13 protein-coding genes are annotated in these 13536 nt (G+C 62.7%); 11 read left to right on the plus strand and 2 right to left on the minus strand.

Features of this window, described 5'->3' with window-relative positions; genetic code table 11:
* Positions 1–19 precede the first annotated feature (19 nt).
* Complete coding sequence (locus K1X80_RS09355) at positions 20–2140, minus strand: TonB-dependent siderophore receptor (protein WP_120732276.1); 2121 nt, start codon at positions 2138–2140, stop codon at positions 20–22.
* Between the two features lie 195 nt (positions 2141–2335).
* On the opposite strand from K1X80_RS09355, the gene K1X80_RS09360 reads away from it, so the two are divergent.
* The 10 genes from K1X80_RS09360 (at position 2336) to pyrF (ending at position 11294) form a co-directional block, all read left to right on the plus strand.
* Entirely contained in the window at positions 2336–3361 is a 1026-nt protein-coding gene (locus K1X80_RS09360; RefSeq protein ID WP_057958997.1) for an NAD(P)H-dependent glycerol-3-phosphate dehydrogenase, read from the plus strand.
* A gap of 10 nt (positions 3362–3371) precedes the next feature.
* Positions 3372–3719 (plus strand): DUF4389 domain-containing protein, encoded by a 348-nt coding sequence (locus K1X80_RS09365; RefSeq protein WP_057438879.1) that lies wholly within the window; start codon positions 3372–3374, stop codon positions 3717–3719.
* A complete protein-coding gene (gene sixA / locus K1X80_RS09370) occupies positions 3716–4165 on the plus strand; it encodes a phosphohistidine phosphatase SixA (protein WP_198817900.1) in 450 nt (149 codons plus the stop codon). The genes K1X80_RS09365 and sixA overlap by 4 nt, the downstream gene beginning before the upstream one ends.
* Positions 4166–4405: 240 nt before the next feature.
* Positions 4406–6073, plus strand: coding sequence for an AMP-binding protein (locus tag K1X80_RS09375; RefSeq protein ID WP_057958999.1), 1668 nt, complete (start codon positions 4406–4408; stop codon positions 6071–6073).
* Positions 6074–6104: 31 nt separating this feature from the next.
* Positions 6105–6548: a hotdog fold thioesterase gene (locus tag K1X80_RS09380; protein ID WP_057438881.1), complete on the plus strand. Its 444-nt coding sequence runs from the start codon at positions 6105–6107 to the stop codon at positions 6546–6548.
* A gap of 97 nt (positions 6549–6645) precedes the next feature.
* Complete coding sequence (locus K1X80_RS09385) at positions 6646–7449, plus strand: alpha/beta fold hydrolase (protein ID WP_057438882.1); 804 nt, start codon at positions 6646–6648, stop codon at positions 7447–7449.
* Positions 7446–8300 carry an alpha/beta hydrolase gene (locus K1X80_RS09390; protein WP_057438910.1) on the plus strand — a complete coding sequence of 285 codons (855 nt, stop codon included), beginning with the start codon at positions 7446–7448 and terminating at the stop codon, positions 8298–8300. The genes K1X80_RS09385 and K1X80_RS09390 overlap by 4 nt, the downstream gene beginning before the upstream one ends.
* Positions 8301–8402: 102 nt before the next feature.
* Complete coding sequence (locus tag K1X80_RS09395; RefSeq protein ID WP_057959001.1) at positions 8403–9221, plus strand: DUF4892 domain-containing protein; 819 nt, start codon at positions 8403–8405, stop codon at positions 9219–9221.
* A gap of 72 nt (positions 9222–9293) precedes the next feature.
* Positions 9294–10355, plus strand: coding sequence for an AI-2E family transporter (locus tag K1X80_RS09400; protein WP_220172824.1), 1062 nt, complete (start codon positions 9294–9296; stop codon positions 10353–10355).
* A gap of 240 nt (positions 10356–10595) precedes the next feature.
* The gene (pyrF, locus tag K1X80_RS09405) at positions 10596–11294 is read left to right on the plus strand and encodes an orotidine-5'-phosphate decarboxylase (RefSeq protein ID WP_057438885.1); all 699 of its coding nucleotides are present in this window, start codon (positions 10596–10598) and stop codon (positions 11292–11294) included.
* Positions 11295–11451: 157 nt separating this feature from the next.
* Here pyrF and K1X80_RS09410 read toward each other — a convergent pair whose 3' ends face one another.
* Positions 11452–12459, minus strand: a complete 1008-nt coding sequence (locus tag K1X80_RS09410) for an NADP-dependent oxidoreductase (RefSeq protein WP_120732282.1) — start codon at positions 12457–12459, stop codon at positions 11452–11454.
* A 226-nt stretch (positions 12460–12685) separates the two neighbouring features.
* Between K1X80_RS09410 and K1X80_RS09415 the strand changes: the two genes are divergently transcribed.
* On the plus strand, positions 12686–13447 hold the full coding sequence (locus tag K1X80_RS09415; protein WP_216312413.1) for an SDR family oxidoreductase: 762 nt from the start codon (positions 12686–12688) through the stop codon (positions 13445–13447).
* Positions 13448–13536: the final 89 nt, after the last annotated feature.

The raw sequence follows: 13536 nt of genomic DNA on the forward strand, positions 1-13536 counted from the left end.
TGACTGGGCAGGGTTCATGTCAGAACTCTAGCTCCGCGCTGAAGTAGAGGACATGGCGCTGGTCGTAGTTATTGTCGACATGGGTAGTGGGCTGGCGGTCAAGGCGTTGTTGCAGCATGCCGGCCAGCTCCAAGTTGGCCTTGCCCAGGGCGATGCGTTTGGCGACCCGCATATCGACCCGTTCAAAGCGATATTGGTTGAGTGCATCGTTGCCATAATAGAACAACGCGCTGGACCAGCCTTGCCCCCACTCGCGCATCCAGCCGGCCGAGCCGCTGTTGCGCGCGGTCTGTTGCCGGTCCAGCGCGTTGCTGGCGTGGGCATCCACGTAAGCATAGGTCAGGCGCAGGCGGTCGGCGGCGCTCAGGTGCCAGTCCAGCTGGGTTTCGGTGCCGGTAAACCGCGAGCTGTTACTGTTACTGGCGATGTACTGGTTATTGCGCAGGGGCTCGCTGATCATGCCGGTGATTTCGTCATAGAACAGTTTGACGTCAAGGTTCAGCCCGATATCCGCAAAAAAGCCGTTATAGCCCAGTTCCCGGGAGCGCATCAGTTCCCTGTCGAGGTCGCCCGGGCCCCGGGTCTTGACGAAATACTGGCCGGCGTTCTGCCCGTAGGTGGGGGAGCTGAGGTTCGTGACCTTATAGCTCCAATTGACGTTGTTCTCGAACATGTCCGGCGAACGGATGGCTTCGGAGTACACCGCCCGCAGCCCGTGGCGCGGGTTGATCAGATAGTTGATCGCGACCCTGGGCGTCAGCGAGCTATCGCTCAGTTGGGTGTTTTCATACATCGCCCCGCCCTGCAACAGCCAGTGTTCGCTGGCGCGCCATTCGAGGTGGCCGAACAGGCGCCAGGTGGTGTCGTCCAGCCGGCCATTGAAGTAGGTGTCGGAGTCGGCGCGGTCGTAGCGGTAATTCATGCCGCTGACCAGACGCAGGCTGTCGGACAGGCTCAGGGTGTCCTGCACTTCCAGGTCGTAGCGGCTTTCCTTGGTGCTTTGGTCGATATTGCCGCAGACACTTTCCTTGCCGCCTTCATTCCATTGTTTCAGGACTTCTTCGGCCAATGCCTGCTCGGCAGGGGAGCCGGGTGGTGGGCTGCCGTTTTCAAAATCCTTTATGTGCCGCGCCAACTTTTCAGCGTAGTTGGGGTTCATTTGCCACAGTTGCGTCAACTGCGGGCTGAACGAGACCTTGGCATCACAGGCCTTCCAGATCTGCCGGCGATCCCATTGCTGCGCCGAACCCTGGATATACAGGCTGTGGTCGGGATTGAAATCGAAGTTCCAGCGCAGGGAGGCGGCGTAGTCCTTGGCGCTGACGTCGGAATCGGTACCGCCATCGGTAATCCCGGCAAATACCGGCTTGTAGGTGTATGGCCGCTGGTTGGTCCCTTCCTTGGCGTTGATCTGCCAGTCGATGCTTTGCTGCTGGTCGAGGGTCTGGCTGACCTTCAGGCTGAAGCGGCTCAGGCGCCGGCTGTCGCGGTAGTCGGCACCCACGCGGTCGCTGTCAAAGCCGTCATCCTGCTGCCCGGACAGCGACAGCCGCAGGTTGCCGGTGTCCCAGCCCAGGCCCTGGCTGGCATACCAATCGTTGATCCCGCGCTCGCCCCGGATCATTTTCATCCGGGTGCCCTGGCTGTTGGCCGGCGAGCGGGTGAGGATATTGACCACCGCCATCAGCGCATTGGCGCCGTAGCTGACGGTATTGGGCCCACGGAACACCTCGATCCGCTCGATATCCTCCATGGCCACCGGAATATCGCTCCAGTCCACCGTGGCCAGGCCGGCGCGGTACACCGAGCGGCCGTCGATCAGCACCTGCATGCGCCGCGCTTCGCTGGCGTTGGTGCCGTGATAGTTGACGGCAGCCTGGTTGCCCGAGGTGTAGCCCACCATCATCCCCGGCACCAGGCGCAGCAACTCGGCGATATCCCGCGCGCCGCTGGCCTTGATCAGTTCGCTGTCGATCACCGTCATGCTGCCAGGTACGGCGGCGGCCGACTGCTTGAGTCGGGTCGCCGTCAGGACCTGGGGCAGTGGCTGGTTGTCGAGGAACAGATCGTCGGCCAGCAACGGCGTGCTGACCAACAGCGCCAGAAACAGAGATGAACGAGGAGGAGGGCCCAAATACACGGCACGGCCTTGATAATTGCGGATAGCCGCCCATGTTAACTGAGGCGGGCGCTTTTGCCAGTCGGCACCATCGCAATTACTGTGGTCTATTCGGCCATTTTCCGACAAATGCGGAAAACACAGAAGGGCTGGTCGCCGTCTGGCCGGCCCGTATAATGCCGCCATCGCCACTGCTTATGGATTAACGGATTGCATATGACTGAACAGCGCCCAATTGCGGTCCTGGGAGGCGGAAGTTTTGGTACCGCCGTGGCTAATCTGCTGGCCGAAAACGGCCATCAGGTGCGCCAGTGGATGCGCGATCCCGAACAGGCCGAGGCCATCCGGGTCAACCGCGAAAACCCCCGTTATCTCAAGGGCATCAAGATTCACGCTGCGGTCACGCCGGTCACGGACCTGCAGGCCACCCTGGATGACTGCGACCTGTGCTTCGTTGCGCTGCCCTCCAGTGCCCTGCGCTCGGTGCTGGCGCCCCATGCCGAGCGGCTGGCGGGCAAGATGCTGGTCAGCTTGACCAAAGGTATCGAGGCCCAGACCTTCAAGCTGATGAGCGAAATCCTCGAAGAAATCGCGCCCCAGGCGCGCATTGGTGTGCTCTCCGGGCCGAACCTTGCGCGGGAAGTGGCCGAACATGCCTTGACCGCGACGGTGGTCGCCAGTGAAGACGAAGCCCTGTGCGAACAGGTGCAGGCCGTGCTGCATGGCCGTACCTTCCGTGTCTATGCCAGTGCTGACCGCTTTGGCGTAGAACTGGGCGGCGCGCTGAAAAACGTCTACGCCATCATCGCCGGCATGGCGGTGGCCCTGGGCATGGGGGAAAACACCAAGAGCATGCTGATTACCCGCGCCCTGGCGGAAATGACCCGCTTTGCGGTCAACCAGGGCGCCAACCCCATGACCTTCCTTGGCCTGGCCGGGGTGGGCGACTTGATCGTCACCTGTTCGTCACCGAAAAGCCGCAACTATCAGGTCGGTTTCGCCCTGGGCCAGGGCCTGAGCCTGGAAGATGCCGTCACCCGCCTGGGTGAAGTGGCCGAAGGGGTCAATACTCTCAAAGTACTGAAGGCCAAGGCCCAGGAAACCGGGGTCTATATGCCGTTGGTCGCCGGCCTGCACGCGATCCTGTTCGAAGGGCGCACCTTGAACCAGGTCATCGAGTTGCTGATGCGTGCCGAGCCCAAGACTGATGTCGACTTTATTTCCACCAGTGGTTTCAACTGAGGAACCCGCGATGAACGATCCGAAAGCAGCACCCAAGTATGAATCCATTGCCCTGCGCATCCTGTGGATGCTGGTGTTTGCCCTGGTCTGGCAAGTGGCGCAGTTCATCCTCGGGGCGTTGGTGGTGGTGCAATTGATCTACCGCCTGATCTACGGCGCACCGAACCTGGGCCTGATGAACTTTGGCGACAGCCTCAGCCAGTTCCTCGCGCAGATTGGCCGTTTTGGCAGCTTCCACAGTGAGCAGAAACCCTGGCCCTTTGCCGATTGGCCAACCCCGCGCGCCCCGGAAGGCGAAGCCGCCCACAGCGTGCCGCCAGCCCCGCACCCGGTGCGCGATGAGGAGCCCAAGCTATGAAGCTGTGGGTGTTGCGCCACGGTGAAGCCGAGTCCCATGCACCCAGCGATGCCCAGCGCAACCTGACCGAGCGTGGCCGCGAAGAAGTGCTGCACAGCGCCGCGCACCTGATCGGCCTGCCCATCAGCGCGATCATCGCCAGCCCTTATGTGCGGGCGCAACAGACCGCCCAGTTGGTGCGCGAGGCGTTGGGGTTTGTGCCAGAAATCCGCACCGTGTCGTGGCTGACGCCGGACGGCAACCCCCTGCAAGTCCTGGAAAAACTCGACACCGATGACAATGTGCTGCTGGTCAGCCATCAGCCTTTGGTGGGCAACCTGATCAGCTTTTTGCAGCACGGGCACCAGCGCCAGCCGCAACCGATGCACACCGCCAGCCTGGCGGAGCTGGAAGGGGACTTCCCGCTGGCGGGGCTGATGAGCCTCAACAACGTGAAAAACCCTTAGTTCCCAAGGCGCACCTGGGCACAATGTGGGAGCGGGCTTGCCCGCGATAGCAATGTATCAGTCGCTAAATGTATCGACTGACACGGCACAATCGCGAGTAAGCCCACCCCCACACAAGCCCTTTCCCACAGTTTGATTGCGTTCTGCCTGCAAGCGACTTGCAGTGCTCCTGTGTGCATGGAATAGTCCACCAAGCAAGTGCTTGGTTGGCTACCATCGGAACACACAGGAGCGCGTCCCATGTCTGTCGCTTTTCGTTTGCCGCTGCAGGTCTTCTTTGAACGTGAGGCGCGCCATCCGCGCCAGCGCTTCCTGGTCCAGCCCACGGGTGGCGGCGAGGTGCAGACCCTCACCTGGGGCGAGGTCGGCCACCAGGCCCGTTGCGCCGCCCATTGGCTGCGGGCACGGGAGTTGCCCCAGGGCTCGCACATTGCCCTGATCTCGAAAAACTGCGCGCACTGGATTATCGCCGACCTGGCGATCTGGATGGCCGGGCATGTCTCGGTGCCGCTGTACCCCAACCTCACCGCCGACTCCGTGGCCCACGTGCTGGAGCACTCCGAGGCGGCGTTGGTGTTTATCGGCAAGCTCGACGACTGGCCGGCCATGGCCCCAGGCATCAAGGCCGGGCTTGCGACCATCAGCCTGCCGCTGTGCCCCGAGGGCCCGTTCGACTTCACTTGGGCCGACCTGCAGGCCTGCTCACCGATCCAGGATGACCCGGCGCCGGCTGCCACGGACCTGGCCACCATCATCTACACCTCCGGCACTACCGGCCTGCCCAAAGGCGTGATGCACACCTTCGGCGCCCTGGCGTTTGCGGCAACCCGAGGCACCGAGCTGTTCGGCCTGGGGGAGGGCGACCGGCTGCTGTCCTACCTGCCGCTGTGCCATGTGGCCGAGCGCATGTTTGTCGAGATGGCTGCGATCTACACCGGGCAAACGGTGTTTTTTGCCGAAAGCCTCGACACCTTCCTCACCGACCTGCAACGCGCCCGGCCCACGGCCTTGTTTGGCGTGCCGCGCATCTGGACCAAGTTCCAGATGGGGGTGTACGGCAAAATCCCGGAAAAACGCCTGGAGCTGCTATTGCGTCTGCCATTTATCGGCAAGCGCGTCGGGCGCAAGGTGCTCGCCGGGCTTGGCCTGGACGCGGTGCGGGTGGCCCTGTCCGGCGCGGCGCCGGTGCCCGAGGCGTTGCTGCGCTGGTACCTGCGCCTGGGCCTGGATGTGCTGGAGGTGTATGGCATGACCGAAAGCTGTGGTTATTCCCATGTCTGTCGCCCCGGCCAGCAGAAGATTGGCTGGATCGGCCTGCCGTGCCCGGACGTGGAGGTGCGCATTGACCCGGCCGGTGAAGTCCAGGTGCGCAGCGGCGCGACCATGCTCGGTTACTTCAAGGACCCGCAGAAGACTGCCGAGACCCTCACCGAAGACGGCTTCCTGCGTACCGGCGACAAGGGCGAGCAGGATGCCGAAGGCCGCCTGCGCCTGACCGGGCGGCTCAAGGAGATCTTCAAGACCAGCAAGGGCAAGTACGTCGCCCCGGCCCCCATCGAAAACCGCCTGGCGGAGCACGGGCGCATTGAGCAGGTGTGTGTGGTGGGTGATGGCCTGAGCGCGCCGATGGGTTTGTGCGTGCTGTCTGCAGTGGGCCAGCAGGAGGCCGCCGGCGAGGCCCGGCAATCTTTGCATGGCAGCCTGGAGCGCCTGCTGGAAGAGGTCAACCAGGTGCTGGATAAACATGAGCGCTTGCGTCAACTGGTGGTGGTGAAAGACAGTTGGGCCGTGGAAAACGGCTTTCTGACACCGACCCTGAAGATCAAGCGCAACGTGATCGAGTCAACCTACGGCCCACAGTTCCAGGCCTGGAGCGCACGTTCCGAGGCAGTGCTGTGGCAGGATTGAGCACCCAAATAAAATCAACAAGGACACTGCAATGAGCCTGTGGCGCACCCTCCCCAATATCGAACAACTCAATGCCATCCAGAAAAACACCATTGGTGAAGTGCTGGATATCCGTTTCGAGACCTTCGACGACCAGTCCCTGACCGCCAGCATGGTGATCGACCACCGCACCCATCAACCCTATGGCCTGCTGCACGGTGGGGCCTCGGTGGTGTTGGCCGAAACGGTTGGCTCCATGGCCAGCTACCTGTGTATCGACGCCAGCAAGTTCTATTGCGTGGGCCTGGAAATCAACGCCAACCACCTGCGCGGCCTGCGTTCCGGGCGGGTGACGGCGGTGGCCCGGGCGATCCACATCGGGCGCACCACCCATGTCTGGGACATCCGCCTGACCAGTGACGAGGGCAAGGCCAGTTGTGTGTCGCGTCTGACCATGGCCGTGGTGCCCCTGGGCGAGAACCCGCCGGCGCGATAGGTGTGGCGTGAGTGTCATCATTCCTGGCAGTTACAGTCATTGCTGTAGCGGCCAGGCGTGAGGACAATCGAATTCTGTTTTGGATGATGGGTTGGTTATGTCGCAACATGTGTTTTTCACTCATGCCAATGGCTTTCCTTCGGCGACCTACGGCAAATTGTTCGATGCCCTGGCCCCGGAGTACGCGGTGGCGCACCTGTCGCAGCACGGCCACGACCCGCGGTTTCCGGTGGATGACAATTGGCAGAACCTGGTGGACGAACTGATCCACCACCTGGAGCAGCAACCGGAGCCGGTGTGGGGCGTCGGCCACTCATTGGGCGGGGTGCTGCATTTGCACGCGGCCCTGCGTTGCCCGCAGTTGTATCGCGGGGTGGTGATGCTCGACTCGCCGGTGCTGACCCTGGCCGACCGCTGGGTGATCCGCGCGGCCAAGCGTTTTGGCCTGATCGACCGCCTGACCCCGGCTGGCCGCACCCTGGGCCGGCGCGAAGAGTTCAGCGACCTGGACGCCGCGCGTCAGTATTTTTCCGGCAAGACACTGTTTCGCGGGTTTGACCCGGACTGCCTGGAGGCCTACCTGCAACATGGTCTGCACCAGGTCGGCGATCGCCTGCGCCTGCGGTTCGACCCGGCCACGGAAATCAGCATTTATCGGGGCGTGCCACACACCAGCCCCGGCCAGACCCGCCAATTGAAAGTGCCACTGGCCGTAGTACGCGGCCGGCAAAGCCGGGTGGTGATGCGCCATCACGCCAGCGGCGTCGCACGCCTGCCCATGGGCGAGATGCTGACCATGCCCGGCGGCCACATGTTTCCCCTGGAGCGGCCGCAGGACACGGCGACCCTGATCAAGAACCTGTTTACCCGTTGGGAAGCCCGCGAGCGCAGTTGCGCATGACCACGCCTGTCGAAGAAGTGCGCCTGAGCCTGCCGCACATTGAGCTGGCGGCCCATCTGTTCGGCCCGGAAGACGGCCTGCCGGTGATCGCCCTGCATGGCTGGCTGGACAACGCCAACAGCTTTGCGCGCCTGGCGCCCAAGCTGCAGGGTTTGCGCATTGTCGCCCTGGACATGGCCGGTCACGGCCACTCGGCCCACCGCCCGGCTGGGGCGGGGTACGCCTTGTGGGATTACGTGTTTGATGTGCTGCAAGTGGCCGAACAGCTGGGCTGGAAACGTTTTGCATTACTTGGTCACTCCCTGGGGGCAGTCGTTTCCACGGTGCTGGCCGGGGCCATGCCGGAGCGCGTGACGCACTTGGCATTGATCGACGGCGTGATCCCGCCGACCGCCACCGGCGAGGACCCCGCCGAGCGCCTGGGCATGGCCCTGCAGGCGCAAATCAACCTGCAGGACAAACGCAAACCGGTGTACGGCACCCTCGACCGGGCGGTGGAAGCGCGAATGAAAGGCGTGGTGGCCGTCAGCCGTGAAGCCGCGGAACTCCTGGCCCAGCGCGGCTTGATGCCAGTGCCGGGCGGCTACACCTGGCGCAGTGACAGCCGCCTGACCCTGGCCTCGCCAATACGCCTGACGGAAGAACAGGCCATGGCCTTCGTGCGTCGAGTGGCGTGCCCTGCACAGTTGGTGGTCGCGCAAGAAGGCATGCTGGCCAAACATCCCGAGCTGCTTGCGCAGGTGCCGTTCACTGTCACCACCCTTGCAGGTGGCCATCATTTGCACCTGAATGACGAGTCGGGAGCGGTTCTTGTTGCAGACTGTTTCAATCGGTTCTTCACCGCGCCTTGACTTGGCGGGGGCAACTGTCGAGGCTGGGCAGATTGAAAGGGAGTCAACCATGAACAATCCGAATACCGCGAAGGCATCCACCGGCCAAGGCGCACCGATCCGATGAGTAGTGCCAAGGGAATTATCCGTGTGCTTGGGCTGTGCTGCATCAGCCCGTTGGTCTTCGCTGCTGATCTACCGGGAAGCCAGGATCTGCCCAGCGTGGCCCGTCAGGTGGATGCGCAGATTGTCGACTACCGTCCCACCGAAGAAAAAGAACGCATCTACCCCATGGGCGCGATCCGCAAGATCAGTGGCAAGTTGCGCTACGACGGTCAGGCCACGGCCCGTGGCCAAGTAACCGCCATCACCTATGAACTGCCTGCCGAGCACAGTTCCAGCACGGCCTTCAAAGCCACGCGCGAGGCGTTGCAAGAACAGGGCGCGCAGTTGTTGTTCTGGTGCCAGGCCCGTGATTGTGGCGAAAGCAGCCTCTGGGCCAATGAAGTGTTGGGCAATGCCAAGCTGGTCGGCGCCGATGGCCAGCAGGAATTCCTCTTGCTGCGCCTGGCCGCCCCTCAGGACAACTCTCTGGTGGCGCTGTACGGCATCACCCGCGGCAATCGCCGGGCTTACCTGCATGTTGAGCAAATGGACGCCAGCGCGCCATTGGGGCAATTGCTGCCGACCTCTGCCACACTGCTGCGCGAACTGAAAAGCACCGGCGACCTGGATTTCCCTTTGCTGGGGGCTGAGCCCGACGCAACATGGTTGACCCTGATTTCCCGTGGATTGAACCTCGACACCACCTTGCGGGTCAGTTTGAGCGGACCCAACGCTGAAGCCTGGCGCCAGGGCCTGATCGACAAGGGCGTGCGTGCGGCGCGCCTGGAAACCGCTACTGGCGAGACCCAGGGCCTGCATCTGCAAGTGATCCGCTGATCGTTCCAGGGCGAACGGACCCGCGCCGTTCGCCTAAGCTCTCCCTCAACAGACTTCTTTTCGAGAAAGCACATGCTCAACAATGATCGCCTGCTGGTGCAGATCCTGCTCCTGGTGCTGTTTGGTGCCAGTTTCTGGGTGATGGCGCCGTTCTGGTCGGCGCTGTTCTGGGGCGCGGTGCTGGCGTTTGCCAGCTGGCCGCTGATGCGCCTGTTGACCCGCGGCCTGGGCGGCCGCGAGTCCCTGGCAGCGGGGATCCTGACCTTGGGCTGGATGTTGCTGGTGGCAGTGCCACTGGTGTGGTTGGGCTTCAACCTGGCCGACCATGTGCGCGATGCTGTGGCGCTGATCAAGGACCTCCAGGTCGACGGCCTGCCCGAAGCACCTAGCTGGCTGGGCTCGATCCCGTTTGTGGGAGAGCGGCTGGTGGCCATGTGGGACAGTATCGACCAGCAGGGCGCGGCTTTGATGGTCACGATCAAGCCCTACCTGGGGCAGGTCGGCAACTGGCTGCTGGCCCGCAGCGCGCAGATCGGCGGCGGCATCCTCGAACTGACCCTCAGCCTGGTGTTTGTATTCTTTTTCTACCGCGACGGGCCACGCCTGGCGATGTTCGTTCACCGGCTGCTGGAGCGTTTGATCGGTGATCGCGCCGGCTACTACATCGACCTGGTGGCCGGTACGGTGCAACGGGTGGTCAACGGCGTGATCGGCACCGCCGCCGCCCAGGCATTGCTGGCACTGATCGGCTTCCTGATTGCCGGCGTGCCCGGGGCACTGGTGCTGGGCATCGTCACCTTCCTGCTCAGCCTGATCCCCATGGGCCCGCCCCTGGTCTGGATCCCGGCCACGGCCTGGTTGGTATGGAAGGGCGATTACACCTACGCGGTGTTCCTCGGCGTCTGGGGCACATTCATCATCAGTGGCGTAGACAACGTGCTCAAGCCCTACCTGATCAGCCGCGGCGGTAACCTGCCACTGGTGATCGTGTTGCTGGGGGTATTTGGTGGCTTGATCGCGTTTGGCTTTATCGGCTTGTTTATCGGGCCGACCTTGTTGGCGGTGGCGTATAGCCTGTTGACGGATTGGAGCGCGACTCAGGCGCAGGTTCGTCGCGAGGACAAGGTGAGCTGATCCTTTGCAGGAGCCGGCAATGGCTAGGTCCAGGGTAGTCACGTTTTTGCCGTCACCTGCGGGCGAGGCTACTGTCGGGGCATGTTGCAGGCGTGTCGTGAATGTATCTACTTTGAAATATTAGTCGGTTCTCCCAGAAAAATAGGCGCTTGCCGAGGATTTACCGATCATCGGATCCCGCAAAGCCGCTGCTTGCGCTACAATCCGCGCCGATTTCGACTTGCCTGAGAGCCCATTCCAATGTCCGTCTGCCAGACTCCTATCATCGTCGCCCTGGATTACCCCACCCGTGACGCCGCACTGAAGCTGGCTGACCAGTTGGACCCCAAGCTCTGCCGGGTCAAGGTCGGCAAGGAGCTGTTCACCAGTTGTGCCGCAGAAATCGTCGGCACCCTGCGTGACAAGGGTTTTGAGGTGTTCCTCGACCTGAAATTCCACGATATCCCTAACACCACCGCGATGGCGGTCAAGGCCGCGGCCGAGATGGGCGTGTGGATGGTCAACGTCCACTGTTCCGGCGGCCTGCGCATGATGGCCGCGTGCCGTGAGGTGCTGGATCAGCGCAGCGGTCCCAAGCCGTTGCTGATCGGTGTGACCGTGCTGACCAGCATGGAGCGTGAGGACCTGGCCGGTATTGGCCTGGATATCGAGCCCCAGGAGCAAGTACTGCGTCTGGCGGCCCTGGCGCAGAAAGCCGGCCTCGATGGCCTGGTGTGTTCGGCGCTGGAGGCCCAGGCGTTGAAGACTGCCCATCCTACGCTGCAACTGGTGACCCCGGGGATTCGTCCGGCGGGCAGCGCCCAGGACGATCAGCGGCGGATTCTTACGCCGCGCCAGGCGCTGGATGCGGGTTCTGATTACTTGGTGATCGGTCGTCCGATCAGCCAGGCGGCCGATCCGGCCAAGGCCCTGGCGGCGGTGGTTGCCGAAATCGCCTGATGCCTTTGCGCTAAAAATCTGGGAGCTGGCTTGCCAGCGATGCAGGCACTTCGGTTTTTCAGTCAGTCCGAGGTGATGCTATCGCAGGCAAGCCAGCTCCCACAGTTGCTTACGGTGTGCCGCTTGGCACTCGATCCCACAAGGGCGCTGTGGGGTGTCAGTTGACCTTCAGCACCAACTTGCCAAAGTTCTCGCCGTTGAACAGCTTCATCAGCGTTTCAGGGAACGTCTCCAGTCCCGCGACAATATCTTCCTTGCTCTTGAGCTTGCCTTGCGCCATCCAGCCGGCCATTTCCTGCCCGGCGGCGGCAAAGTTCGCCGCATGGTCCATCACCACAAACCCTTCCATGCGCGCCCGATTGACCAGCAGTGACAAGTAGTTGGCCGGCCCCTTCACGGCTTCCTTGTTGTTGTACTGGCTGATGGCCCCGCAGATCACCACCCGCGCCTTCAACGCGAGGCGGCTGAGCACGGCGTCGAGGATATCGCCGCCGACGTTATCGAAATACACGTCCACGCCTTTTGGGCATTCGCGCTTGAGGGCCGCCGGCACGTCTTCGTGTTTGTAGTCGATGGCCGCGTCGAACCCCAGTTCATCCAGCAAAAACTTGCACTTGTCGGCGCCGCCAGCAATCCCTACCACGCGGCAGCCTTTGATCTTGGCGATCTGCCCGGCAATGCTGCCCACCGCCCCGGCGGCGCCGGAAATCACTACGGTATCGCCGGCCTTGGGCGCGCCGGTGTCGAGCAGGGCAAAGTAGGCGGTCATGCCGGTCATGCCCAGCGCCGACAGATAGCGCGGCAGCGGCGCCAGTTTCGGATCGACCTTATAGAAACCGCGCGGCTCGCCGAGGAAGTAATCCTGTACACCCAGGGCGCCATTCACGTAGTCCCCGACCGCGAATTTCGGCGTGTTCGAGGCGATGACCTGGCCTACGCCCAAGGCGCGCATGACTTCGCCGATGGCAACCGGCGGGATGTAGGACTTGCCTTCATTCATCCAGCCACGCATGGCCGGGTCGAGGGACAGGTATTCGTTGCGCACCAGCACCTGGCCGTCCGCCAGGTTGCCCACCGGCACTTCCTGGTAGGTGAAGGTGTCCCGCGTGGCCGCACCGACCGGGCGTTTGGCAAGCAGGAATTGGCGGTTGGTCTGGGCAGTCATGGCAAGGACTCTGGATAAATGAACCTCAAGTGATAGACCTTCCAGGCGCCAGGAGCAAGGTCGGCCGATACCTGCGAATGCCCGGCGATAGGCTGGCTTGATAGTGGGCCCGGCAGGCTTATCACTGCCGTGCATGGGCGCTCAACCGGCCCTCTGATAGTGCTGACGCGTGGCGCCTGGCCCTGGCTATGCTGGGCCCACGGGCATTCATCCAAGGATATAAGCAATGAGCATGACGTTTTCCGGCCAGGTCGCCCTGGTCACCGGCGCTGCCAACGGTATCGGCCGCGCCACGGCGCTGGCATTCGCCAGCGAAGGCTTGAAGGTCGTGGTCGCCGACCTGGATGTGGCGGGCGGTGAGGGCACCGTCGCGTTGATCCGCGAGGCGGGCGGCGAGGCGTTGTTCGTGCGCTGCAACGTCACCCTGGAGGCGGATGTGCAGCAACTGATGCAGCAAGTGCTGAACAGCTATGGTCGCCTGGACTATGCGTTCAACAATGCCGGCATCGAGATTGAACAGGGCAAGTTGGCCGATGGCACCCTGGATGAGTTCGACGCCATCATGGGGGTCAACGTCAAGGGCGTGTGGTTGTGCATGAAGTATCAGCTGCCGTTGCTGCTGGCCCAGGGCGGTGGGGCGATCGTCAATACCGCGTCGGTGGCGGGGTTGGGGGCTGCGCCGAAGATGAGTATTTATGCGGCGTCCAAGCATGCGGTGATTGGCCTGACCAAGTCGGCAGCCATCGAGTACGCGAAAAAGAAAATCCGCGTCAACGCCGTGTGCCCGGCGGTGATCGACACCGACATGTTCCGTCGTGCCTATGAAGCCGACCCGCGCAAGGCCGAGTTTGCCGCCGCCATGCACCCGGTCGGGCGCATTGGCACGGTCGGGGAAATCGCCAGCGCGGTGCTGTATCTGTGCAGCGATGGCGCGGCGTTCACCACTGGCCAGGCATTGGCCGTGGATGGCGGTGCGACGGCTATTTAGGACGGGTCGTCGTGCACCACTGAGAAAGTGATTTCCAGTGCTGTGGGGCGTTTCCGCAGGTGGCAAAATGCCCTGGGTTATTGTGTTTC

Source organism: Pseudomonas sp. So3.2b, assembly GCF_019464415.1.
Lineage (GTDB): Bacteria > Pseudomonadota > Gammaproteobacteria > Pseudomonadales > Pseudomonadaceae > Aquipseudomonas > Aquipseudomonas shahriarae.